The sequence below is a fragment of the Sporosarcina contaminans genome, assembly GCF_042679045.1.
In the GTDB taxonomy this organism is placed as follows: domain Bacteria; phylum Bacillota; class Bacilli; order Bacillales_A; family Planococcaceae; genus Sporosarcina; species Sporosarcina contaminans.
In genome coordinates this window covers 29,517-55,044 of sequence record NZ_JBHTLT010000132.1, presented here as the reverse complement: position 1 = coordinate 55,044, position 25,528 = coordinate 29,517, and the positions used below count along the sequence as shown (strand labels likewise).

Genomic DNA, 25,528 nt, shown 5'->3' with positions numbered 1-25,528 from the left:
CCGATTTATTCAAAGGAAAAGGTGGCGTCTTCTATGCAGACAGAGAAAAAAGGTGTCATTTTCGCAGCTGTTTCTTTTATCATTTGGGGAATTATGCCAATTTATTGGAAGCAAATTGATCATGTGCAAAGCGATGAAATTTTAACGGGCCGCATATTATGGGCATTTGTTTTTACTTTAATAGCTGTTATCCTTATGCGGGATGTTCGAGCGTTATTAGCTGATTTCAAGGACCTTTGGGGAAATCAAAAAGCGTTTTGGAGCTTATTCACCGCTTCTATATTAGTGACTTCGAATTGGTTTATTTATATTTGGGCTGTCAATCACGAATACATCGTGCAAACGAGCCTTGGTTATTATATAAATCCATTAGCATCCGTCCTTTTAGGAATTCTATTTTTAAAAGAGCGGTTGTCCCGTACGCAAACTGCAGCTGTTATAGTTGCAGCCATTGGTGTATTAATGATGACGATTTCATATGGAAAATTCCCTTGGATCGCAATCGCGCTTGCGCTTACATTCGCTTTGTATGGATTTATTAAGAAAAATATTAAATTAGACGCGATGAGGGGACTTGTGATTGAAACAATGTTCATGTTGCCTTTTGCGGTTGGCTATTATTGTTATTTATTTGTGCAAAGAGATGCCGCTTTCCTTCATATCGATTGGAAGACAGATCTTTTATTGATTTTGACGGGAATTGCAACCGCGTTACCGCTCGTTCTATATGCAAAAGGGGTTCAGCTCATCCCACTATACGTGGCAGGTTTCATCCAATACATTGCTCCAACGATGATGCTGTTCATCGGTGTCATTTTGTATAAGGAAACTTTCGGAAAGGTGGAATTGCTGTCGTTTTCAATGATATGGGCTGCGTTGATCCTCTTTACGGTTCCTAAATTAATTGCCATGACGAGAAGAGACCATTTGAAATTATGATATTTTTTAACAGTTAATTTTTGGGTGTTTCATAGCATTGAAGATCTTGCAAAAACTCAATTGGTCAGCCAATCAAACTCTTTGATTGGTTTTCCATCACAATTGGTAAGCATTTACTTAGTTTGGTTGGGAAAGTTCCGACCGCATTGCTTTTATCACATCCTTTGGATAAATAGAGAGGAGCCATTAGACATGACAATGGCTCCCTTTTTTGCGATTATAAGTAAATGCGTTGGACTTTTTCCCAGAAAGAATTATGCTTAAGTTTTACTGTTTTAATGACTTTGTCGCTCAGCCCAATTTCAACGTCTACGACCCTTCGCACTCCGATTGCCTCGTTGTCCATAGCAACGGAAGGGAAGTCATTTCCGTCTTGGTGGACGTGCAGCCTCAGCTTTCTGTCGCCGCTTAAAATGAAAGGCGAACCAAGTGTTCGATATGTATTGTTGTTCACCGATGCAAGCTCCGTCACTTGGAAGCAAGGAAGGAATGGGTCGACGACTGCACCGCGGACAGATTTATTATATGCTGTACTGCCTGTAGGCGTTGAGATGATTAATCCATCGCCTAAAAATGTTTCAAATAGCTTGTCATCAATTATGACATCGACGACAAAAGTGCGAATAATATTTGAACGTATGCTGAACTCATTCAAGCAATAAAAAGTTTGCTGATTGTCAATCGATGCTTCAATGAGCGGATAGCGGCGCACTTCAATATCCGCTTTTCGAATCGCGAGTACCATTTCATGTAGATTGTTATAATGGAAATCGCAATACATTGCCTGTCTTCCTTCAGAATAGATACCAGCATACAAACAATCTTGACGGAAATTAGTTTTGCGTACAGCTTGCAGGAATGTTCCGTCGTTTCCAATGCTAATAATGATATTGGCATCTTCTGATTGTTCGACAACTTTAAATCCTTCGTGTTGCATCGCTTCAATGACAATTTCTTTTTTTGAAAGCGAATCTTCATCTTGTTTAGTAAAAATGAATATATTCATTCGATCGGCCAAAATTGATTGCCCCTTTCGGATGGTTCTCTATTCATTCTATCAAAAAGTGAAACGTTTTGTGCTTTTTTACGTAGAAGTTAATTGTGAAGTAAGAAGGGAGAGTATATAAAATGATGAATATGAAACGGTGGATTGCCATTATTGTGGCAGCAGTCCTAATTTTCATCTCGGTAGGAGTTAATTCACTATCGTACATATTTACAAGAGATTTTAACAAGCTGTTTGATGAAATGGCAGAAGGAAGCTCTGGCTACGGTGAAATGATCATTGAACAAGGAAGCTTAAAAGATCGGATCGCAGTCCTTAAAGTAGATGGCATCATTCAAGACACGGGTAGCTCGCTTTTTGCGGCTGATGGATACAACCATAAGCAGTTCATGTCCCAGTTAAACGATATTTTAAATGATAAAACGGTAAAAGGGGTTGTACTATCCGTCAATTCTCCTGGAGGAGGGGTTGTTGAGTCATCGGACATCTATGATGCAATTAAGGAAATTCAAGAAAAACGTGAAGTGCCGATCTATGTGGCAATGGGCGGAATGGCGGCTTCTGGTGGATATTATATTTCTGCTCCGGCTGAAAAAATCTTTGTGCATCCTGAAACGATTACAGGCTCGATCGGTGTCATAATGGAAAGCGTTAACTATGCGAAGCTTGCAGAAAAATATGGCATTGATTTCAATACAATTAAAACGGGTCCTTATAAAGACATTATGAGCGGATCGCGTGAAATGACGGAAGAAGAGCATGAAATGCTTCAAGAAATCATTAATGATTCTTATGAACGTTTCGTATCGATTGTTGCAGAAGGACGTGACATGTCTGTTGCAGACGTGAAGAAAGTAGCGGATGGGCGCATTTTAAATGGCCGCCAAGCGATTGAATCCCATTTGGCGGATGAAGTAGGAAAAGTTGCAGACGCTATCGATGCGTTGAAAGCTGATTATAATTTGCAAGATGCCTCGGTATTTGAATATTCAACTATGGCAGGTTTCGGATCTTTATTTGGAGTGGAGATCGGCAATCTGTTTGGGCGCAGCTTGGAAACTGAAATGATCGGCAAACTGCTGTCGGATTATGACGCGCCACGAATGATGTACTTATATGGTGAGAAATAAGGAGGGACCTTCGATATGACAGAACACTTTGAACAACAACAATCCGTTCCGCAAGCAGATCCCGTCCAACATCATTCCAAAAATGCGAACATTGTGCAATACAAATTGAAATATGCAGGTTTCTGGACACGTTTTTGGGCGTATACTATTGATAGTGTAATCGTCTGGGCGGTTAGTGGAATCATACTAAAACCGCTATTTAGAATTATGGATATCAAAATATCGAATCCGTCTTTCTTGCTCTTCAGTCCGTATAAAATCGCGTTGCTAATTCTTTTCCTATTGTATTTTGCCCTCATGACGAAGTTTTTAGGGCAAACGATCGGCAAAATGATTTTAGGTATTAAAGTAGTTGGAAAAAACGGCAAAAAATTGACTTGGAGCACGGTCATTTTTAGGGAGGTCATCGGTAGATTTATTTCAAAACTGCTGACGATTCCATATTTGTTAGTTGTTTTCATGCCGAAGAAAGAAGCGCTGCACGACTTATTTGCGGATACTTATGTCGTTCACGAAGAGACGTATGTAAAAGAGGAGAAAGTCGTAAATTCTCCGCAAAAGGGCGAACAGTTGCAAGGTGGAACGATTGTTTAGTAGAATGAACTGAAATGATAAGGAGGCGTCAGAATGGTAAATGTCACTTTTAAACAAGAACCGGTAACATTACTTGGAAAAGAAGTTGCAGTAGGTGATAAAGCTCCTGACTTTACAGTGCTTTCAAATGATTTGAAGCCAGTTACGCTGAATGATTCAAAAGGAAAGATCAGACTCATTAGTGTTGTACCTTCAATCGACACAGGTGTTTGCTCTGAACAGACGAAGAAGTTCAACCAAGAAGCTACCTCACTTGGAGATGACGTCGTCGTTTTAACGATTTCAGTTGATCTTCCTTTCGCACAGGCAAGATGGGGTGCAACAGAAGGCGTCAAAAACGTCCAAACTCTCTCGGATCATCGCGACCTGTCATTCGGAGAAGCGTACGGCGTTGCCATGAAAGAGTTACGCCTGCTAGCCCGTTCAATTTTTGTTATCGATCAAGATGATAACGTCACATATGTCGAATATGTAAATGAAGTAACGAACCACCCGGATTATGATAAGGCAATTGAAGCCGTTAAGAAATTAACAAACAATCAATAATGTTTATGGACGGAAACCCACTCGGAAACGGGTGGGTTTTTGTTCACGTGCAAAATAAATTGAAGCTCGATTTGAGGGATTAAAATGGTAACAAATACAGAGAAGATTTTTACATTCATTGATCAGTTCGCAGCTGAAAATGATGATATCTATTTAGAGTCTGTCATTTTGGCATGTAACGCCTGGTTATCTGGAGAAACAGATTTGCAGCTGACGGAGGACGTAACGAAAGAAGAAATTAGGCGAGGCATTCAATTGGCTGTCTTAAAAGGGATGAAGGAAAGTGCACAGCCTCATCACCAAATGACACCCGATGCAATTGGCATGCTCATTGGCCATATTGGAACTGGTTTAATGAAAGGGTACGACCAAATTACGTTAATGGACCCGGCAGCAGGAACTGGAAACTTACTATTTACCGTCATGAACGCTATGGATGGCAAGGCAAACGGCAAATCGGTGGAAATTGATGATTTGCTTGTACGCTTGTCTGCAGTAGTTGCGGAGCTGTTAGAACAGCCAGTGGAATTTTTTGTCCAAGATGCATTGCGTCCACTCATGATCGATCCAGTAGATTTAGTCGTTGCCGATTTGCCGGTCGGTTATTATCCAGATGATGAAAATGCATTGAATTATCAGCTTATGCCAGCTGAAGGACATGCTTATGCACACCATTTATTCATTGAACAATCGATGAATCACCTGAAGGAAAAAGGATATGGTATATTCTTAGTGCCAGCCTTTTTATTTGAGTCTGAACAATCGGATGTATTGCATCGATATTTGAAAAAGAATGCTGACATCCGAGCTGTCATCCAATTGCCAGCTTCATTATTTAAGAGCGAAGCACATGCAAAATCCATCTTCATTTTGCAGAAGCCTGCTGTAGGGGCAAGAATTACAAAAGACGTTCTGCTAACGAAAGTTCCAGATATGAAAAACAAACAAGCGATGTCTTCGTTCCTTCAACAATTGGATGCTTGGACTGAAGAAGGTTGAACAATAGCTCAATAGCTGTTAGGAGGGTTTGCATATGCCGAAAATTCTTGCGATCAATGCAGGAAGTTCTTCGTTGAAATATCAATTAATCGATATGCCTGAGGAAAAGGTTATTGCAAAAGGGTTAATAGACCGGATAGGTCTGTCAGAAGCAAGTTTTTCTATGGAAACTGAACAAAGCAGGTTAAAGGAGCAAGTGGACATTCCCAATCATACAGCCGCTGCACAATTATTATTGGCTCGACTGTCGTCTGAAAAAGTTGTCACATCAGGAGATGAAATTTCAGGGATCGGTCACCGTGTCGTTCATGGCGGTGAACGATTCAGCGATTCAGTTTTGATTGATGATCAGGTTCTAAAAGATATCGAGGAATTGTCATCATTAGCACCGTTACATAATCCTGCAAACCTTGTCGGGATCCGTGAGTTTCAAAAAGCATTACCAAATGTGCCGGCGGTAGCAGTTTTCGATACAGCGTTCCACCAAACGATGCCGGAAAGTTCTTATTTGTACCCGTTGCCTTATGAATACTATAAAAAATATGGCATACGAAAATATGGATTCCATGGGACGAGCCATAAGTACGTAACTCAACGTGCTGCTCATATGCTGAATCGGCCGTTGGAAGATACACGTCTCATTTCTTGCCATTTAGGAAATGGGGCAAGTATTGCAGCTGTCCAAAATGGCCGGTCCATCGATACATCAATGGGCTTTACACCATTGGCTGGAGTAACGATGGGAACAAGATCGGGGAATATTGATCCGGCTCTAATCCCGTATATTATGGAGCAAACTGGGCAAACAGTTGAAGAAGTGCTTCAAGTGCTAAACAAAGAATCCGGCATGTTGGCGTTATCCGGTTTTTCAAGTGATTTACGTGATATTACACTTGAAGCTTCGAGAGGGAACAGCAGAGCAGAATTGGCTTTAGATGTTTTCGCCGACCGAATCCATAAATACATCGGTTCATACGCTGCAAGAATGGGTGGCGTCGATGCGATCATTTTCACCGCAGGTATTGGTGAAAATAGTATGGAGGTACGGGAAAAAGTATTAGAAGGCTTGGAATTCATGGGCGTTTATTTCGATCCTGATTTAAATAAAGTGCGTGGCAAAGAAGTACATATCAATTTCCCTTATTCACCTGTAAAAGTGTTCGTTATCCCGACAGATGAAGAAATTATGATCGTGCGAGATACGGTGCGCGTTGCAAATATTTCTTAAGCTATCTTTCTTACAAAAGATACTAGTTTCAATTAACAACTTATAGACGGTAAAAGCGATTTCTTCGTTCGGTTCAGAACGTGAAATCGCTTTTTGTTTGGATTATCAGAACAGCTTTGAAATGGTAAATGAAAACATGCGAAAGAAAATAAATCCTTCGCATGTTTCATAAAAATCTTATTCTTCTTCCGGAGTGCGTACAACTAATACATCACAGCTTGCTGTACGGACGATGTTTTCGGATACGCTTCCGATAAGGAATCGTTCAACTTTATTGAGCCCAGTCGCACCGCAAATGATTAAATCAGCTTCAATTTTTTTAGTCAAATCACGTGTAATCATTGTTTTAGGGGAACCATACTCGACAATAATATTTACTTTGTTTAATCCTTCTGCTTCGGCTTCTTGTTTGTATTCTCCTAATAGTTCTTCAGCAAATTTTTGAGCGCGCTCTGCAATTGAACGATCATATGCCTCTACAGCAGCGTAAGAACGAGTGTCAATAATATTAACGAGGTTCAGTGAAGCGTTATTATTCCTTTTTGCGATTGCCACTGCTTTTTTAAATGCCCAGCGAGACTCCTTAGAACCGTCAACCGCAACGATGATTTGATCATACTTTAATACCATAACTCATCACTCCATTTATTATATTTATTTCTATTTCATAATAACTCTTCGGGAAAAATGAGGAAAATCCTTTTAAAAGATTAAAATAAATTGAGGAAAAGTCGTTAATTTCGACAAATCTATCGCAGTTTCAACGTATCTATTGACAAATTAATATGCTTATTAAACAGAATACTCAAATAGATAGGAAAGGAGAGCAAATTTGTTTAATATCTGATAGAATTGATTGTACATTGGTAATTCGGAATCAACCGAATTGACCAACCAATTTTTCTTTCAATTAGGGGGATTAGAAATGCGTATTGGAGTTCCTAAAGAGGTCAAAAATAACGAAAATCGTGTCGCAATGACACCAGCTGGCGTATTCAACTTAAAGTCTGCCGGCCATGAAGTGCTCATCGAAACGGGTGCGGGTTTGGGTTCAAGCTTCACTGATGAAGAATATGTCGAAGCGGGGGCGACAATTGTCGCAACTGCGAAAGAGGCTTGGGATGCTGAAATGGTCATGAAAGTAAAAGAGCCGCTTCCTTCTGAATACGAATATTTCCGTGAAGGCCTTATTCTTTTCACATATTTGCACCTTGCTCCAGAATTAGAGTTGACGCAAGCAATGCTCGAAAAGAAAGTTGTCGGCATCGCTTACGAAACTGTACAGCTTCCGAACAACTCCTTGCCGCTATTAGCGCCAATGAGTGAAGTAGCTGGCCGTATGGCAACGCAAATCGGTGCACAATACCTCGAGAAAATTAATGGAGGAAAAGGGATCTTACTATCGGGCGTTCCTGGTGTCTCAAGAGGAAAAGTAACAATTATAGGAGGCGGCCAAGCTGGAACGAACGCAGCGAAAATCGCTGTCGGCATGGGCGCACGTGTTACAGTGTTAGACCTATCTGTTGAACGTCTTCGTCAATTGGACGAAATCTTCGGAGATGATATCCAAACGTTAGTATCCAATCCATTCAATATCGCTGAATCCGTAAAAGACTCTGACTTAGTAATTGGTTGTGTGTTGATTCCAGGGGCTAAGGCACCTAAATTAGTGTCCGAGGAAATGGTCAAATCAATGGCACCTGGCTCAGTGCTTGTAGATATCGCGATCGACCAAGGAGGCATATTTGAGACATCGGATCGTGTAACGACACATGATGACCCGACATATGTAAAACATGGCGTCGTTCACTATGCGGTTGCGAATATGCCTGGTGCAGTTCCACGTACGTCAACTATGGCTTTGACAAACGTAACGGTTCCATACGCATTGCAAATCGCAAACAAAGGTTATAAACAAGCATGTTTGGATAATCCATCATTGCAAAAAGGCTTGAATACGCTCGAAGGATATGTAACATACAAAGCGGTAGCTGAAGCGCAAGGATTGGAATATGTAGCGGCTGAAACCTTATTGAACAAATAAATTATAAGTAAAGGGCTGTCCAGACACCGACGCATAATCGGTTTCCTGGACAGCCCTTTTCATTTATTATTTTGGTTGGATAATTTGCAGTTCTTTCGGGAATTTCGATAAAACTTCCACTCCGTCAGCAGTTACTGCGACATCATCTTCAATTCGGACGCCGGTTATTTCAGGGTGATAAATGCCCGGTTCGATTGTAAATACCATTCCTTCTTCAAGTGGCATTTCGTTCGTTCCTGTAATGGAAGGGAACTCGTGTACAGAGATGCCTATACCGTGGCCAAGACGATGTGTGAAATATTCACCATAGCCTGCGTCTGTAATGACATTGCGAGCAGCTGCATCCAATTCACGCGCTTTCACGCCTGGACGGACAAGGTCGATCGCAGCTTGCTCAGCAGCACGGACTGTTTCGTAAATTTTACGTTGTGCTTCCGATGGCTCACCGAATGCAACTGTTCGTGTAATATCAGAGCAGTATCCTTCGTAGGAAACACCTAAATCGAATAGGACGAAATCGCCTTTTTGGATTTTACGGTCTCCTGGTGTGCCGTGCGGAGATGCTGTTTTAGGACCTGAAAGGACCATCGTATCGAATGCCATTTTTTCAGCGCCTAATTTTTTCATTTCGAATTCGATTGCCATTAAAATCTCCATTTCAGTTTTACCTTCGGCGATTTCACGGCATCCGATTTCAACTGCACGGTCGGCAAGTTCTGCAGCTTTGCGCAATTTCGCAAGCTCATCCTCGCTTTTAATATTTCTCATTTTGTTCAACTGGTCGTCCAAACGGACAAACTCAGCTTTACTGTACAATTGCTTCATTCGTTCCAATCGCTCAACAGTTAGATGCGATTTTTCAATTGCAATTTTGTCTAATGCAACCCCTCTTTTTTGAACAGCGGCATTCAGTATTTCCCATGAATCGTCTGTATCTTCATAGCCAACTGCTTCAAATTCCCATCCGGTCGCCTTCAAATCAGGAACCTCCATAAGAGGGCAGATGACAAAAGGTTCAGCATCTTTAAAAATCATGACGCCTAAAAGCCTTTCATGAGGTTCACTTCTGAATCCCGAAACATAAAAAACATTATCAGGAGTTGTAATAAAAGTGGCATCTACGTTCTCATTTTGCAAAAACTTTTGAAGTTCATTAATTTTAGACATAAATACTCCTCCTTTTCACTATATAATCATACCAAAAAAAGAGGATTTAGACGTTATATACAGAACATTTAAGAGAGATTATTTTTTGGAGGGAATATAAGATGAAAATTTCTTATCATGGCCATTCAATAGTGAAGATTGATACAAAGGGAAAAACGATACTATTTGATCCGTTTATTACCGGAAACGGTTTGACTGATTTGAAAGTAGAAGAGGAAAAGCCTGACGTCATATTATTGACTCATGGACATAATGATCATGTAGGGGATACGATCGAGCTTGCTAAGAAAAATGATGCATTCGTTATTGCACCTGTCGAACTTGCGAATTATTTAGGCTCGTTAGGATTGCAAACTCATGGGATGAACATCGGAGGAGCGAAAGAATTCGACTTTGGAACTGTGAAGTATACACAAGCTTTCCATAGTTCTTCTTATACGACGGAAGATAATGAAGTGATCTATGCAGGAATGCCTGCTGGAATTTTATTCAAAGCTGAAGGGAAGACGATCTATCATGCGGGAGATACGTCGCTGTTCGGCGATATGAAGCTGATCGGGGATCGAAATCCAATTGATGTAGCATTTTTGCCGATCGGAGATAACTTCACAATGGGCCCAGAAGATGCAGCAACTGCAGTGGAGTTTCTTAACCCGAAATTAACGGTGCCAATCCATTACAACACATTTCCGCCGATCAAGCAGGATCCGCAAAAATTCAAGGAACTTGTAGAGACGCATGAAGTGAAAATTATGGAAGCTGGGGATTCACTCAATTTATAAGAAAGATAGCTGTTTTGACTTCGAAAACAAAGATCCATCGTCTGTTGTTGGCGATGGGTTTTTCGTTTTTATTTGTTGAATACACCTGAATAAATGCAATAGGGCATTTTTCAAATAAGAAAAGAGCTGGAAAACGAATGGTAAAAATGAGAATGTTGACTGAGCATATCTTCTGAATGGCAATAAGATTTTAATGTCGAAAAGATCTAAAGAAAGAACCCTAACTTCTAATTTATGGACCGGTCTCGGTGGACATTTGGAAGCTCATGAACATAATGTACCAGAAAAATCCTGTTTAAGAGAAATTTTTGAGGAAGCTGCTATTAGAAGTAATGAAATAGAACAATTTAAGCTTCGATATATTTTAATAAGAAGAAGTAAAGATGAGATTCGTCAACATTTTATTTATTTTGGCAGAACTACAAGGGAAGACTTCGTAAATACTGATGAAGGTGAATTAAACTGGATTGATCTTTCAGAAATACTACACTTGAAAATGTCTTTAACAGTAAATAAAATGCTTCAACATTTTTTAATGGTGATGTGAGATTTGATCAATGCCCTGTATTCGAATTGAATGTTTTTATAGAAAGTCTGGATTAGTCAATGATAAGAAGTGAATGTACAGGCAGCAACTACCGACAATGTTGAGGAATAGTTTTTGGAATTAAATAGTAGAGAAACATTGATATAATCGTGCTGCTATTTTAATTGTAAATGAGCGCCACCATGGGAATAGAAGAGGGCTATCTTAAGTAATGGATTATCCCCCTAACGAAATTTACAATACTTATAAGGGAGGCGATAATTCAAATGGTAGATTTATGTAACTGTGATCAAACGGTCAATTTAAAAGTTGAAGCGGATATCGGTGCGGACGCTATTTGGTGTGCTAAATGTTATGCCAATATAGATATAGAGCTTGTCCCACTATCAATTGAATTGAAGTCAGAATTGGCGAAATGGATTTTTCAATACGGTGAGTGGATTGATTGGAACACCGATGGCATCGTACAAAATGGGGTTGAACTTGAGGTAAAACATAATAAACAAGGATTGAGACTAACAGAAAAAGTACGAAAAGAGCTCACAGGAAAATATGAAGTATCATTTTCACCTTCGACATTTGCGAAAAGACAATCGAATAAGGAATTTAACGATTAATTACAGTATCTATTTATTGTCGCGCACCTGCCTAAACTTGGCTGGTTTTTTTCTGAAAAAATCCATTCCGCCGTGTTACGTTGTGTTGCTCGTTCTATATTGTGATGCGCCGAGTTTACGTTGTGTTGCGCTCCATTTACGTTGTGTTGCGCTCCATTTACGTTTCGTTGCGCTCACTTTACGTTGTGTTGCCGATTTATATCCCTTACGTTTATTACACGCACTTTTACATTGTGTAGCAAATGACCGATGCCTTAATCCAACTTTTCATTAGAAATTATGCTTGTTCAGCAACGTTTATGCGTTTATGTATGAAGTTATGCGCGTTCCAAGTCGTTTATACGCTTGTGCAGCGAGTTATGCGCATTTCATACTGTTTATGCGCTTGCGGGAAGCGTTATGCGTGCGTCAGTGAACGTTATGCGTCCTATTTGCCTTTTATGCTCGCGAAAATGTATTTATGCGTTTTTAATTCCTTCTATACATGAAAGCGATGTAACTTCGTAATGGGGGAATAGACAAGTAGTTGTATTGGCGCTATTTGGCATGTTTTATGATAAAATAAGGGTAGGTTATTAGAGAAAAAGGTGAAGGTATGTCAACAAAACATGAATTGATCCTACGTTATATTGAAAGTTTGGATGTAGGAGAAAAGATTTCGGTCCGTCAAGTTGCGCGTGCGCTTTCAGTTAGTGAGGGCACGGCGTATCGGGCGATTAAGGAAGCCGAAAACCAAAAGTTGGTTAACACGATTGAAAGAGTTGGCACAATTCGCATTGAAAAGAAGAAGAAAGAGAATATCGAACGGCTGACGTTTGCTGAAGTTGTCAATATTGTTGATGGCGTCGTCCTTGGTGGTCGAGGGGGCTTGCATAAGACGCTGACGAAGTTTGTGATCGGGGCAATGCAGTTAGACGATATGAGAAGATATATAGATGCCGGCAGCTTGTTAATTGTCGGGAATCGTTTGAAAGCCCATGAAATCGCTTTAATTGCAGGGGCTGCCGTTCTTGTGACTGGTGGCTTTGATGCGGCGGATGAAGTGAAGAAATTGGCGGATGAATTAAATTTGCCAATCATTTCTTCGAGCTATGATACATTTACCGTTGCAACAATGCTCAATCGCGCGATCTACGACCAATTGATCGAAAAGGAAATATTGCTTGTAGAAGATATTTTGACGCCTGTAGATGAAACGATTAAGTTTTATCCGAAAGAGACCGTCGGCTATTTTAACAATATTAATAGCAAAACGGTTCATTCTGGTTATCCTGTTGTTGAAAAGGATGGCAAACTGGTCGGCATCGTTACGTCAAGAGACGTTGTTGGAAAAGCTGACCATGAAATGATCGGGAAAGTGATGACCCCCCATCCGATTACGGTTAGTGGGAAGACGAGCGTTGCATCAGCAGGGCATAGCATGATTTGGGAAGGGATCGATTTAATGCCGGTTGTGAGCGACAGCGGCGTTTTGGAAGGGATCATTAGCCGGCAGGACGTTTTAAAGGCGTTCCAAATGACGCAGCGACAGCCGCAGCAAGGTGAAAAGATCGATGATATTGTTATTAATCAAATGAAGGCGGTTTCGGACGATCCGCAATCCATCGAATTTACAGTCGTTCCTCAAATGACAAATCAATTTGGTTCGCTATCATACGGTGCGTTAACGACCTTGTTGACAGAAGTTGGCAATCGTGCAATTAAAATGCGTAAGCGCGGAGAGAGCTTGCCGGAAAATATGAATGTCTATTTCATTAAACATGTTCAACTGGGAAGCACTGTTACCGTTGAGCCAAGAATATTGCATATGAGTAGAAGAATCGTAAAAGTGGATTTCGATTTATTTTCGGAAGGGGAACTTATTGCGAAAGCGATGTTCATGTACCAGCTGTTTGAAAGATAAAAACTGATGCCCAAATTATAGGCATCAGTTTTCATTCAGTCTCGTTTCCTCATCGACAAATTGGTTATAATGCTTCGCAGCTTTCGTATTGAAGATCATAATATAAGCGCCGAAAACGATAAACAGCCCAGCAACTATGTAAGTGGCGATTCCTTGAAACAGAATAAGTTGATTCACTCCGAAGAAAAATAGTAGTCCGCCTAAAAATGCACCAGCTTTGCTTGCAAACATTTTTTTGCGGATCGGGAATACGCTTCTTGTCCTGAATTGGCGTGTTTTAAAATAGAAATAAAAGACGCCGGATGCGACAATAAAGAAGACGAGCAAGAAATTAAGTGTTTTCATACAAAAAGCCTCCATCAAAGAACTGTTTCCATTGTATCGGCTTTTTACATAGAATGCGAATAGAAATCATTATAACCGGAGGAATTGGAAAAATGAAAAGACAAATCATTGACACAATTGAAAAGTACGACAAAATCATCATACATAGGCATGTTCGGCCGGATCCGGATGCTTACGGTTCGCAAGTAGGGCTGAAAGAATTGATTAAAGCGAATTATCCGGACAAGTTGGTATACGCTGCTGGAACGCATGATGAGTTGCTTTCTTATTTGGCGCTGCAGGATGAAATCGGACAGTCGGATTATGCCGGAGCGCTCGTCATTATTACGGATACAGGCAACACGGAACGCATCGATGCGGATCAGCATTATGAAGCGGCAGACTTTATCGTAAAAATCGATCACCATCCAGATGTCGACCAATACGGTGACTTAAGATGGGTCGATACGACAGCAAGTTCCACTTCAGAAATGATTTACGTTCTCTATGAAGAAGGTAAGGCGGAATATGGTTGGAAAATGCCGGTAGAAGCAGCGAGGCTGTTGTTTGCAGGTATCGTTGGAGATACCGGACGATTCATTTTCCCGAGTGCAACGGAAAAGACGTTTGAAATCGCAAGCAAACTGATTAAATATGATTTTGATCGAACGGAATTATTTGCGCGGATGTATGAGTTAGATCGCAATATATTGCATTTGCAAGGTTATATTTACCAAAATTTTGTTATGGATGAAAACGGAGCTGCCTATATTAAAATCGATCAATCCATATTGGAGCAATTCGATGTGACAGCAACGGAGACATCGTCGCTTGTCGGTTCCTTAGGGAATGTGAATGGGATTTGTGCATGGGTCATTTTCATCGAGGAAGATGATCAAATACGAGTTCGTTTCCGTTCAAAAAGACCAGTCATTAACTCGCTTGCTGCCGAGTACGGTGGTGGAGGACATCCTCTTGCATCCGGTGCATCCATATATTCTTGGGATAAAGCGGAAGAAATCATTCAAAAATTGAAAGGCTTATGTGCAGCAAATTAATTGGGCGGAGGGATTTCAATTGGCTCTTGTCTATCCGCAAGTAATTACCGGTGCGGATCTATTGCACGGTATTATTAAATTAGATCAATTAGCCCCGCTTCTGAAAAGGAGGGGGGCTGTAGCAGTTGGTATCGTCAACTCGAAAATGTATGGCGTCCGGTCTTTTTGCAAAGTGATGGAGAAATATGGCATAAAGCCGGTCATTGGCCTGTCGATTGAGCTGTTGATCGATGATGACCGGACTGTATTGCTCTATGCGTATGCAAAAGACGATATCGGTTACAGTAATTTGCTGAAAATTAGCAGTGCTTCTTCTACTCGTGAAACGGAAACATTGCCTTTAAAATGGTTGAAAGCATATAGTGCAGGCTGTATTTTCATCTGTCCGATGACGGATGATTCTTATGAAGGATTACGAAATGTGGATTTGATTCGCCTCCTGACAAACAGTTGTGGCGAAGAATCGCTTTACATCGGAGTCGGTAGGCCGGGCGGTATCCGCCATCATGAGGAGTATGCGATTGTTGAAATGGCTGAAGCAGCTCATTTGACGATTACAGCGATACAGGAATCTCGTTATTTGCATAAAGAGGATGAATTTGCATTCGAAGTCGCCTCGGCAATCCGCCTAGGCTATAAATTAAATGATCCATCTAAGCCACAAACACGTAAAGAAAATGCGTATGTACCGGCCGAAGAGGAATTGAAAGATTGGTTTTCAGATCGTCCGGAATGGCTTTCGAATATGTCTGAGATGCTTTTATACTGTAATGGGGGCTTGCCGCCTGCTCAATTCATTTTGCCGAAATTTCCTGTAGCCGAAGGTATGACCGCCGAGAAATTATTGAAGAGCAACTGTCAAGCAGGCTTAAAGAGAAGGATTCCATTTATTGATGAAAGATATGAAAAGCGTTTGGAGAAAGAAATTGGCATCATTTGTGAAATGGGATTTGCCGATTATTTTTTAATTGTCGAGGATTTCATCCGATTTGCAAGAGAACATGGCATTTTAACAGGTCCTGGTCGCGGATCTTCGGCAGGTTCGCTTGTCGCTTATGCACTCCATATAACCGATGTCGATCCAATTCGGTACAACTTGATTTTTGAGCGCTTTTTAAATCCAGGACGCATTACAATGCCGGATATTGACGTAGACTTTGCAGATCACCGAAGGTCAGAAGTAATCGAATATGTCGCCCGAAAATACGGCAAAGGTCATGTCGCTCAAATCATTACTTTTGGAACGCTTTCAACTAAATCGGTAGCACGAAATGTAGCCCGGGTTTTTGATTTTACAAATGAAGAGATGGCTTTCGTATCGAATGCGATCCGTGAAGAACATGCAAGATCGCTTGAAGAGGCAGTTAATAATTCAAAGCCGCTACAGCAATGGATTGCAATTGACCCGATTCGTGAAAAATGGCTGCATGCTGCAAAAGCATTAGAAGGTCTGCCAAGAAATGCTTCCACCCATGCTGCAGGTGTCGTCCTATCGCCAACCCCATTAGTGAACACAGTTCCATTGCAAAACGGGGGGGAAGACATCTATTTGACACAATGGGCGATGGGCGATGTAGAAGAGTCGGGCTTATTGAAAATGGATTTCTTAGGATTGCGGAACCTAACTTTAATGGATCGCATCAAATCAATGATCGAGCATGATAAAGGTGGAACATTCCGTTATGATAAAATCCCGTTAAACGACGACAAGACGCTTGAGTTATTTAGAGCAGGCGATACGACGGGCATTTTCCAATTCGAATCAGCGGGCATGCGCGACGCTTTACGACTTATAAAACCAGATAAATTTGAAGATGTCTATGCCGCTACAGCTTTGTATCGGCCAGGTCCGATGGAAAACATTCCTCTATATAGTAAAAGAAAAAATGCTCATGAACGTTTCACTTATTTGCATCCAGAATTGGAACCGATTTTAAAGGAAACAGAAGGCATTATCGTCTACCAGGAGCAAATTATGCAAATTGCGGTTCGTATTGCGGGGTTCTCCCTATCTGAAGCTGATTTATTGCGCAGAGCTGTCAGCAAGAAGAAAAGGGAAATTTTGCATGAGGAACGGATTCACTTTGTGCAAAGTGCTGTTCGCCGCAATTTTCCGGAAAAGGTAGCTGCTGATATTTATGATTTGATCGTTAAATTTGCAGATTATGGATTTCCAAAAAGCCATGCTGTTGCTTACTCTTATATTTCTTATCAGTTAGCTTATGTGAAAGCGAATGAGCCAGCTTATTTTTATGCTGCGTTGTTATCGACCGCAGCTGGCAATCAAGAGAAAATGATGGAAATGATTCGGGAAGCAAAGGAGAAAGGCATTCAAATTTTGCCTCCTTCCGTCAACAAAAGCAAATATATGCATATCGTTGAAAATGGCCATATCCGTTTAGGTTTGGGCGCTATAAAAGGAATTACGCCAACATTTTACAATGTGCTGAAAGAGGCAAGAAGGATCAGCAAGCCATGGACATCGTTATTTGATTTTGCCGTTGCAATTGGCGGTGATCATTTTACGGAGAAAAATATTATCCCGCTCGTCAAAGCTGGGGCATTGGATGAATTCGGAGAAAGCCGGGCAGTGCTTTTAGCATCGATTGATGCGGCGAGGAATCATGCTTTGTTTGTCCGTCCGGAAGGTGATGATTTATTGCATGAAGTGATTTACTCTGTTGCAAACCCAAAATATTCTCCAGGCGGAACGATGAAAAGATTGACATTGCTTGAAAACGAGCGGGAAGTATTGGGATTTTATTTATCCGAACATCCTGCTGTCGAGATGAAAAGAAGGATGCAGGAACGTTATCTTGCTTTATCTGAAGTTGACAAAATGAACGACCGTACTTTTGTGAAAGTAGTCGGGCTCCTGATTGACATTAAAAGGATTCGAACGAAAAAAGGCGAGGCGATGGCTTTTGTTACGCTTCAAGATGAAACAGGCGAAAAGTCTTGCACCATTTTCCCGAAACAATATGCGGCGAATAATGTTCATTTGCAAGAACTGAATTTAGTAATGATCGAGGGAACAGTTGAAAGAAGAAGGGGACAGCCCCAAATAGTAGTACAGTCAGTGAAGGAAGTATAATTAAAATGAAAACAGTGTTGAAACGAAATGTTGTTTCAACACTGTTTTTTAATTTGGTTCTTAAACAGGAATATTTGCGCTCAATTGCAGTCGATATGCATGCAGCAATTGTATTTCTGCATATATCCCATGCGTCCCTGTCCGGAAATTTTGGCAAAAGGTGAGTGTTCGTGCGCTCCTATATTGACTTATGCGCTTATAGTTCGATATGCAGCTTTGAGCGATTGCATTGCATTCCTAAACATTGAAAAATCATCCTTTTGGTATATAAACATTCACTCTTTTTTTCCTAACTTCCTAAAAATACTTTACGTTTGCGCCTATTTTCTGTATGCTTAAAGACATGAGTGGTCTGACCACTTTCTACGATGAAGATTATCCAAAGGGGTTCTCGAATGCAAAATCCAAATCCACCATCAAAAATGTTTATTGATATTGTTAGCGAGCTGCGGTTGATGATTAAAACAGAAGGCGTAAAAATAGGAGATAAATTGCCTTCTGAACGAGTGTTAGCCGAAAAGTTGCAAGTTGGCAGATCTACTGTGCGTGAAGCTTTGAGAAGCCTTGAATTATTAGGCCTAATTGAAACGAGGCGCGGAGAAGGAACGTTTTTAGCTGATTTCAAAAAACATCAGCTCGTTGAAGTGCTATCCGATTTTGTCATGCAACAGCCGAATTCGGCAGCCGATGTGGATAATACGAGGAGCATTCATGAGCGAGCAGCAATCCAAACCATTTGCGGTGATCCTGCTAAACATGCATTGCCTGTTTGGGAAAGCTTATATGCCAATTTGGAAGAGAGTGGTTCAGTGTTGCGTGAAGACATCATTCGGGAAATGATCGTTGCAGCGAACAACAGACTATCTTTGAAAATTTGGTTCATATTAAGACAATATAGCAAAATTCCTTTTTCGCAGATGACAGATGAAGGAGAAAAGCCGATTGTTGCCGAATTGTTACTAGGCATTATTCAAGGCGATGAGAATAAAGCACTATCGGCATATAGTCAATGGATTGATGAAATCGAAGGGGGAAAATGAATGCTACGCGATTTATTTGCAAAAAATAAAAAGAAACAAGCGATCACAATACCATCTTCGGATGCTAAACATGATGTACCAGAAGGGATTATGACGAAATGTCCCGAATGTAAACAAATTATATTAACAAAGGATTTAATGAAAACTGCAAAAGTTTGCCCGAAATGTGATTTCCATTTTAAAATGACAGCTCAAGAACGGGTGGAGTGCTTGTTCGATGAAGGCACTTTCCAATCGATGGACGATCATTTAAAAACGGAAAACCCGCTGTCATTTCCTTCCTATACAGAAAAAGTGGAAGCAGATGCAAAAAAGACAGGATTGAATGAGGCAGTATTGACCGGCGTAGGAAAGATAGATGGCCATGAAGCAGCAGTTGCGATAATGGATTCCCATTTCCGGATGGGTTCGATGGGATCTGTCGTCGGTGAAAAGATTACGAGGGCTGTTGAGAAGGCAACGGAATTACGTATTCCTATATTGATTTTCTCAGCGAGCGGCGGCGCCCGCATGCAAGAAGGGGTATTGTCACTCATGCAAATGGCAAAGACAAGCGTTGCGCTAAAACGGCATGCGGATGAAGGATTGCTGTTCATTTCCATTATGACATATCCGACAACAGGTGGTGTGTCGGCAAGTTTCGCTTCTGTTGGGGATATTAATATCGCTGAGCCGAAAGCGCTGATCGGGTTTGCAGGAAGGCGTGTCATTGAACAAACAGTTAGGGAAAAATTGCCAGATAACTTCCAAACGGCGGAATTCCTTTTGGAACATGGTCAAGTAGATGCAGTCATTCATAGATGTGATCTAAAAGAAAGCATCGGAAAATTGATCGGTCTCCATCAAGTGAAGGAGGAAGTAAAGCATGAGCAAAACATTGTCGTTTGAAGAACCGATCGTTAAACTGCGAGAAAAGATCGAGGAATTAGAAGAGTTCACATCGACAAATGAAGTGGATCTTTCAGATGAAATCGAAAAATTGAAAACCCGGCTTAGTAATTTAGAAATAGAAATATATGGCAATATGGAACCGTGGGATCGCGTACAAGTTGCAAGGCATCCACAGCGTCCGACAACATTAGATTATATCGCGGAGTTGTTTGAAGACTTTATTGAACTGCATGGGGATCGCAATTTTGGGGATGACGCAGCAATTGTAGGAGGACTTGGCCGTTTCGATGGCATGCCGATTACAGTCATCGGCCATCAACGCGGAAAAGATACGAAGGAAAATGTTAAGCGTAATTTCGGAATGCCGCATCCTGAAGGGTATCGAAAAGCACTACGCCTTATGAAACAGGCGGAAAAATTCGGGCGTCCGGTCATTTGTTTTATTGATACGAAAGGGGCTTACCCTGGAAAAGCTGCGGAAGAACGTGGTCAAAGTGAAGCAATTGCAAGAAACTTAGTCGAAATGGCGGGCTTAACGGTTCCGATCATTTCAATTGTGATCGGAGAGGGAGGGAGCGGTGGTGCGCTGGCACTTGGCGTAGCCAACCGGATTCATATGCTGGAGCATTCCACATATTCCGTCATTTCGCCTGAAGGGGCTGCATCCATTCTATGGAAGGACGCAAGCTTATCTAAGCAGGCAGCCGAAGCAATGAAAATTACAGCGCCGCATTTAAAGGAAATGGGTATTATAGATGAGATTATTCCAGAGGTATTGGGAGGCGCGCATCGTGATGTTCAAAAACAAGCTGATGCAATTAGGGAAGTTCTAAAAACATCATTACATTCCCTTTGTTCCATGAGTGGGTCGGAATTGATCGAAGACCGATATGAAAAATTCCGCCGAATTGGTGAGTTTACTGAATAAAATTGAAAAGCAATACGCTTGAAAATCGTTGGAATAGGCGACACTCCGTAATAGCGTTAGGCAATGGCTGCATTTTAAATGCAAGACCTTTTGCATGACAGCGGGCGGGTGGCTTTCCGTTTCAACGATTTTTCTTGTTTTAGCCTTAGTCTAAAACAGTTTTTTTATTAAGAATATGTCTCCTTACTTCTATAAGAATGCAATGAATGATAGAATATAGGCAATTCGACTGTTTAGGAAATGATACATATGTCTAAAAAGCTATAATGTAACTGCATATATGAAAGGAGTGTGCCAAATGCGAAAAATTGCTGTGCTAACAAGCGGTGGTGATGCACCAGGCATGAATGCAGCTGTCCGGGCAGTCGTACGGAAAGCGATTTATGAAAATCTTGAAATAGCCGGGATTTTCAATGGCTACCAAGGCTTAATCGATGGGAAAATTGAATTGCTTCAATTAGGCTCCGTCGGCGACATCATTCATCGCGGAGGTACGATGCTCCGTTCAGCAAGGTCTTCGGAGTTTATGACTCCTGAAGGAAGGGAAAAAGCTGTTGATCAATTGAAGCTGAATGGCATTGAGGGAATTGTCGTCATCGGTGGGGATGGATCGTTTAGAGGTGCATATGAATTGATGAAGATGGGAATTCCATGTGCATGTGTGCCAGCTACAATTGACAATGATATTAATGGCACTGAATTTACAATCGGCTTTGATTCTGCATTGAATACTGTTATCGATGCAATCGATAAAATTAGAGATACAGCGACTTCCCATGAAAGGACTTTCATTATTGAAGTGATGGGACGAGATGCCGGGGATTTGGCGCTTTGGTCAGGTCTTGCAGGTGGAGCGGAAACGATTTTAATTCCAGAAGAGGATTATGATATTCATGAAGTCGTTGAACGGTTGAAAAGCGGAACGGGCCGCGGCAAAAAGCATAGTATTATTATCGTTGCAGAAGGCGTTATGTCTGGGGGCGAACTAGCAAAAATGCTGATGGAAACAGCGAATATAGAGACACGTGTTTCTGTCTTGGGACATATTCAACGCGGAGGCTCCCCTTCTGCAAGAGATCGGGTCATTGCAAGCCAATATGGTGCAAGAGCGGTTGAGGTGTTAAAAGAAGGTAGAGGAGGAGTCGCCATTGGTATGCAAAAACATATGGTGGTAGACTATCCTTTGGAAGAGGTATTTGTAAAAAGGGATCATTCCGTGGACAGAGAGCTTTATAAATTGTCCAAGGAATTATCGATATAATAATCTTAGTGAGACATGCAAAAATTTACGCTGAAGCGTATGGATACTGGAAAGGGCGTTATTGAATGAGAAAGACTAAAATCGTATGTACAATCGGACCTGCAAGTGAATCACCTGAAGTATTGGAACAATTAATGGAGGCGGGTATGAATGTCGCACGTCTCAACTTTTCCCACGGTTCCCATGAGGAGCATAGGGCGCGGATTAAAGCGATTCGTGAAGCATCGAAACGGACAGGAAAAGTGGTAGGCATACTGTTGGATACAAAAGGTCCGGAAATCCGAACGCATTCCATGAAAAACGGGCAAGTCGAATTGATTACTGGAAAAGAAATCGATATTTCCATGCAGGAAGTCGAAGGGGACGAGCATGTATTTTCCGTAACCTATTCAAAATTGATTGAGGATGTAGACAAGGGTTCCGTCATATTATTGGATGACGGGCTTATCCAGTTGGAAGTGACTGGAAAAGATGAAGAGAAGGGTCTCATTCATACGATAGTCGTCAATTCAGGCGTCTTAAAAAATAAAAAAGGCGTCAATGTGCCAGGAGTTTCAGTCCAACTGCCTGGGATTACAGAAAAGGATAAAGAAGATATATTATTTGGCATTGAAGAAGAAGTAGACTTTATAGCTGCATCATTTGTACGCCGTGCCTCCGATGTTATGGAAATTCGGGAACTATTGGAGAAAAATAATTGCCGTCAAATTCATATCATTCCAAAAATCGAGAATCGTGAAGGCGTCGACAATTTAGATGAAATATTGAACGTCTCAGACGGTTTGATGGTTGCACGGGGGGATCTTGGCGTGGAGATCCCTGCGGAAGAAGTACCATTAGTTCAAAAGCAGATGATTGAAAAATGTAATCAAGTAGGCAAGCCGGTTATTACGGCAACACAGATGTTGGATTCCATGCAAAGAAATCCGCGCCCAACGCGAGCTGAGGCAAGTGATGTCGCCAATGCGATCTTAGATGGCTCGGACGCTATAATGCTTTCTGGTGAAACGGCTGCGGGATTATACCCGGTCGAATCAGTAAGAACGATGGACCGTATTGCTCTAGCCACTGAAGGAGCTGTCGATTATCGTTCGGTCGTTTCAACACGCCGCCGTGAAAAACATGGCAATATGACGGAAGCAATTGGACAGGCTGCCGCCTACACTGCAATTAACTTAAAAGTGAAAGCAGTATTAGCACCTACTGAAAGCGGCCATACTGCGAAAATGATTGCTAAATATCGCCCGGGCTGCCCAATTATCGCGATTACGTCTTCGGAAGTTTGTTCTCGAAAACTAAGCCTCGTTTGGGGGATTTATCCAATCTTAGGCGAACGTGTTTCATCGATCGATGAAATTTTGCAAGAATCAGTCGAAGAGAGTGTCAAGCACCAATACGTGACACATGGTGATGTCGTTATTATTACTGCTGGAGTTCCTGTCGGAGAAGCAGGTACGACAAACTTGATGAAAATCCACGTTATTGGCGACATGTTAGCGCGTGGGCAAGGAATTGGGAAAACTGTTTCTTATGGAAGAGCAGTAATCGTACCGAATCCACAAAATATTGACCCTTCCGCTGCAGAAGGAAACATTATCGTTACGAAAGCATCCGACCGGGATATGATGCCGGCAATTGAAAGATGTGCCGGATTAATTACCGAAGAAGGCGGATTGACTAGCCATGCAGCTGTCGTCGGCTTAAGCTTAGGAATCCCTGTCATTGTCGGTGTTGAAAACGCCACAAAAGTCATTAGCAATGGGGCAGAAATAACGATGGATGCTGAATCGGGCGTTATTTATAATGGACATGCAAGTGTGTTGTAATTGTTTTATAATTTGTACAAAGCGGGTATATTTATCCGCAAAGGAATCGATTAAATAGAGCAAAGGCCGCCGGGAAAATGGCGGCCTTTTGCAGATGGAGTTGACATTATGAAATGGCTAATATTTGCTTTTGTCGTTGTGCCATTAGTCGAGTTGGCGGTACTTTTATATGTTGGCAGCAAAATTGGCGTTTTATGGACAATTTTGCTTATTTTATTTACTGGAGCAGGCGGTGCATATTTTGCGAAAAGACAAGGCTTGAAAGCTTGGAATGACTTTCGGAAAAGAATTGCCTCCATGGAAACGCCGGGCAATGCAGCGATAGACAGCCTATGTATTTTCATCGGTGGTGTATTATTGATCTTTCCTGGGTTCCTGACGGATATAGTGGGCTTATTATTATTGCTGAAATGGCCAAGAAAGCTTATTCGGCCATTCATCGTAAGGCGCATCTACAAAATGATGAAAAATGGCCAAATTATTATCCGTTAAAAATCGGGTGCTGTTTCACTTTCAGTGCGGCGAACAGCAAAAAAGGCGTAAGTAAAATTCCAAGCAGCCCGAAAATGTAAAAGGAGCATACTGTAATGAAGAATGCATGGATCGGTTTTAATTTAAATGTTGAGGCCCACATATAAGATTCAGCTAATTGCCGAGAGATTAAGACGAACACATAAAGCAAAATTAAAGCAATTCCAATCGATAATTGTTTCGTGTACAAGAAAAAAATCGCCATTGGAATGATGAAAATACCTATTCCTAAGAATGGCAAACTATCAACGATGGACACTAAAAAAGCGCTTCCGATCGGTGCTTCAAATTGAAGGGCAGAAAAACCTAAACATAATATGATGAAGGTAAGCAAAAATAGTCTTGCTTCTACGAATAAGAACGTGCCGAATAATTCCCCTGATCTCATGAAAATCCTTTTCGCAGACTTTCGCATGCTGTTAGGAAAATAAACTAAAAACCAAAATTTGTTTTTGCCCGATTCTCTTAACGCAAAAAAATAGGCAACAAGGAAAATGAACAGGCTAAATATTTGTTGAAACAGCGTTGTTGTAAACGTAATTCCATAATCAATTAGCGCATGTCCATATTCAATCACTTTTTGTTCTAAAAAGGAGAATACTTTACCAGCTATGTCAGTGCTACCCGTTAATGGCGAAAGATGTTTTTCTACGATTGGGACCGCATCCATTAAACCGTGCAATGCAATGAAAGAAAAAGCTATAACGATAAATAGGATGGAAGCCATGACAAACAAGGTTGCAATTGTCAAAGGCAATTTAATCATTAGCCGGATCGCTGATAATATCGGTGAAGTGAAGTAAGCGACAAGAATTGCGATGCCGATAGGAGGGACTGCGAAAAGCAAAATTCCAGCAAGAACAGCGGGAATCCATTGTAGAAATGGGGCAGCAAAAGTTCTTAGTTTTTCGTGATTTTTCAGCATATTTCCGTCCTTCCAGCATTTTTTCATTACCAAAAACAAGCGTTTCCATTCACAAAACTGTTACATTTGATTATAATGGTCATGTAAGCGTTTAAGTGAAGGTAAAAGAACAGTAGATTTGCCATATGTCTCTCATGCAGAGCATAGG

The 25,528-nt window shown here is 41.2% G+C and carries 24 protein-coding genes; 19 read left to right on the top strand and 5 right to left on the bottom strand.

Annotated features, from left to right (window positions below; translation table 11 throughout):
• Positions 1-33 precede the first annotated feature (33 nt).
• Complete coding sequence (gene rarD, locus ACFQ38_RS17850; RefSeq protein ID WP_381482622.1) at positions 34-939, top strand: EamA family transporter RarD; 906 nt, start codon at positions 34-36, stop codon at positions 937-939.
• A gap of 217 nt (positions 940-1,156) precedes the next feature.
• Here rarD and ACFQ38_RS17845 read toward each other — a convergent pair whose 3' ends face one another.
• The gene (locus tag ACFQ38_RS17845; protein ID WP_336823500.1) at positions 1,157-1,960 is read right to left on the bottom strand and encodes an NAD kinase; all 804 of its coding nucleotides are present in this window, start codon (positions 1,958-1,960) and stop codon (positions 1,157-1,159) included.
• Positions 1,961-2,070: 110 nt separating this feature from the next.
• Between ACFQ38_RS17845 and sppA the strand changes: the two genes are divergently transcribed.
• From sppA to ACFQ38_RS17820, 5 genes are all read left to right on the top strand, one after another.
• Positions 2,071-3,075 (top strand): signal peptide peptidase SppA, encoded by a 1,005-nt coding sequence (gene sppA / locus ACFQ38_RS17840; RefSeq protein ID WP_381482641.1) that lies wholly within the window; start codon positions 2,071-2,073, stop codon positions 3,073-3,075.
• Between the two features lie 15 nt (positions 3,076-3,090).
• Complete coding sequence (locus tag ACFQ38_RS17835; protein WP_381482620.1) at positions 3,091-3,669, top strand: RDD family protein; 579 nt, start codon at positions 3,091-3,093, stop codon at positions 3,667-3,669.
• Positions 3,670-3,702: 33 nt separating this feature from the next.
• On the top strand, positions 3,703-4,215 hold the full coding sequence (gene tpx / locus ACFQ38_RS17830) for a thiol peroxidase (RefSeq protein ID WP_336823483.1): 513 nt from the start codon (positions 3,703-3,705) through the stop codon (positions 4,213-4,215).
• Positions 4,216-4,299: 84 nt separating this feature from the next.
• Positions 4,300-5,214: a class I SAM-dependent methyltransferase gene (locus ACFQ38_RS17825; protein ID WP_336823482.1), complete on the top strand. Its 915-nt coding sequence runs from the start codon at positions 4,300-4,302 to the stop codon at positions 5,212-5,214.
• Positions 5,215-5,248: 34 nt separating this feature from the next.
• Positions 5,249-6,442: an acetate/propionate family kinase gene (locus ACFQ38_RS17820; RefSeq protein WP_381482617.1), complete on the top strand. Its 1,194-nt coding sequence runs from the start codon at positions 5,249-5,251 to the stop codon at positions 6,440-6,442.
• A gap of 177 nt (positions 6,443-6,619) precedes the next feature.
• Here ACFQ38_RS17820 and ACFQ38_RS17815 read toward each other — a convergent pair whose 3' ends face one another.
• Positions 6,620-7,072, bottom strand: coding sequence for a universal stress protein (locus ACFQ38_RS17815; RefSeq protein WP_381482615.1), 453 nt, complete (start codon positions 7,070-7,072; stop codon positions 6,620-6,622).
• A gap of 295 nt (positions 7,073-7,367) precedes the next feature.
• On the opposite strand from ACFQ38_RS17815, the gene ald reads away from it, so the two are divergent.
• Positions 7,368-8,486, top strand: a complete 1,119-nt coding sequence (gene ald / locus ACFQ38_RS17810; protein WP_336823479.1) for an alanine dehydrogenase — start codon at positions 7,368-7,370, stop codon at positions 8,484-8,486.
• Between the two features lie 66 nt (positions 8,487-8,552).
• Here ald and ACFQ38_RS17805 read toward each other — a convergent pair whose 3' ends face one another.
• Positions 8,553-9,653 (bottom strand): M24 family metallopeptidase, encoded by a 1,101-nt coding sequence (locus ACFQ38_RS17805; RefSeq protein ID WP_381482613.1) that lies wholly within the window; start codon positions 9,651-9,653, stop codon positions 8,553-8,555.
• Between the two features lie 101 nt (positions 9,654-9,754).
• On the opposite strand from ACFQ38_RS17805, the gene ACFQ38_RS17800 reads away from it, so the two are divergent.
• The 4 genes from ACFQ38_RS17800 to ACFQ38_RS17785 all read left to right on the top strand — a co-directional run bounded on the left by ACFQ38_RS17800 (position 9,755) and on the right by ACFQ38_RS17785 (position 13,502).
• Positions 9,755-10,435 carry a metal-dependent hydrolase gene (locus ACFQ38_RS17800; protein WP_336823477.1) on the top strand — a complete coding sequence of 227 codons (681 nt, stop codon included), beginning with the start codon at positions 9,755-9,757 and terminating at the stop codon, positions 10,433-10,435.
• Positions 10,436-10,607: 172 nt separating this feature from the next.
• The gene (locus tag ACFQ38_RS17795; RefSeq protein ID WP_381482639.1) at positions 10,608-10,982 is read left to right on the top strand and encodes an NUDIX domain-containing protein; all 375 of its coding nucleotides are present in this window, start codon (positions 10,608-10,610) and stop codon (positions 10,980-10,982) included.
• Between the two features lie 266 nt (positions 10,983-11,248).
• On the top strand, positions 11,249-11,599 hold the full coding sequence (locus tag ACFQ38_RS17790) for a hypothetical protein (RefSeq protein WP_336823476.1): 351 nt from the start codon (positions 11,249-11,251) through the stop codon (positions 11,597-11,599).
• Positions 11,600-12,194: 595 nt separating this feature from the next.
• The gene (locus ACFQ38_RS17785) at positions 12,195-13,502 is read left to right on the top strand and encodes a DRTGG domain-containing protein (RefSeq protein ID WP_336823475.1); all 1,308 of its coding nucleotides are present in this window, start codon (positions 12,195-12,197) and stop codon (positions 13,500-13,502) included.
• 24 nt (positions 13,503-13,526) lie between these two features.
• On the opposite strand, the gene ACFQ38_RS17780 is transcribed toward ACFQ38_RS17785, so the two are convergent.
• On the bottom strand, positions 13,527-13,847 hold the full coding sequence (locus tag ACFQ38_RS17780; protein WP_336823474.1) for a YtpI family protein: 321 nt from the start codon (positions 13,845-13,847) through the stop codon (positions 13,527-13,529).
• 92 nt (positions 13,848-13,939) lie between these two features.
• Here ACFQ38_RS17780 and ACFQ38_RS17775 point away from each other — a divergent pair, with 92 nt between their 5' ends.
• From ACFQ38_RS17775 to ACFQ38_RS17740, 8 genes are all read left to right on the top strand, one after another.
• Complete coding sequence (locus ACFQ38_RS17775) at positions 13,940-14,884, top strand: DHH family phosphoesterase (protein ID WP_381482610.1); 945 nt, start codon at positions 13,940-13,942, stop codon at positions 14,882-14,884.
• Positions 14,885-14,903: 19 nt separating this feature from the next.
• The gene (locus ACFQ38_RS17770; RefSeq protein WP_381482607.1) at positions 14,904-17,978 is read left to right on the top strand and encodes a DNA polymerase III subunit alpha; all 3,075 of its coding nucleotides are present in this window, start codon (positions 14,904-14,906) and stop codon (positions 17,976-17,978) included.
• Positions 17,979-18,373: 395 nt separating this feature from the next.
• Positions 18,374-19,018: a FadR/GntR family transcriptional regulator gene (locus ACFQ38_RS17765; RefSeq protein ID WP_381482605.1), complete on the top strand. Its 645-nt coding sequence runs from the start codon at positions 18,374-18,376 to the stop codon at positions 19,016-19,018.
• On the top strand, positions 19,019-19,906 hold the full coding sequence (accD, locus tag ACFQ38_RS17760; protein ID WP_336823470.1) for an acetyl-CoA carboxylase, carboxyltransferase subunit beta: 888 nt from the start codon (positions 19,019-19,021) through the stop codon (positions 19,904-19,906). It begins immediately after the preceding gene.
• A complete protein-coding gene (locus ACFQ38_RS17755) occupies positions 19,884-20,837 on the top strand; it encodes an acetyl-CoA carboxylase carboxyltransferase subunit alpha (protein ID WP_336823469.1) in 954 nt (317 codons plus the stop codon). Before accD ends, ACFQ38_RS17755 begins: the two co-directional genes overlap by 23 nt.
• Before the next feature lie 298 nt (positions 20,838-21,135).
• Entirely contained in the window at positions 21,136-22,098 is a 963-nt protein-coding gene (gene pfkA, locus ACFQ38_RS17750; protein ID WP_336823468.1) for a 6-phosphofructokinase, read from the top strand.
• A gap of 65 nt (positions 22,099-22,163) precedes the next feature.
• The gene (pyk, locus tag ACFQ38_RS17745) at positions 22,164-23,924 is read left to right on the top strand and encodes a pyruvate kinase (RefSeq protein ID WP_336823467.1); all 1,761 of its coding nucleotides are present in this window, start codon (positions 22,164-22,166) and stop codon (positions 23,922-23,924) included.
• 108 nt (positions 23,925-24,032) lie between these two features.
• Positions 24,033-24,416, top strand: coding sequence for an FxsA family protein (locus ACFQ38_RS17740; RefSeq protein ID WP_336823466.1), 384 nt, complete (start codon positions 24,033-24,035; stop codon positions 24,414-24,416).
• Here ACFQ38_RS17740 and ACFQ38_RS17735 read toward each other — a convergent pair.
• The gene (locus ACFQ38_RS17735; protein ID WP_381482600.1) at positions 24,406-25,380 is read right to left on the bottom strand and encodes an AI-2E family transporter; all 975 of its coding nucleotides are present in this window, start codon (positions 25,378-25,380) and stop codon (positions 24,406-24,408) included. The genes ACFQ38_RS17740 and ACFQ38_RS17735 overlap by 11 nt on opposite strands.
• Positions 25,381-25,528 lie beyond the last annotated feature (148 nt).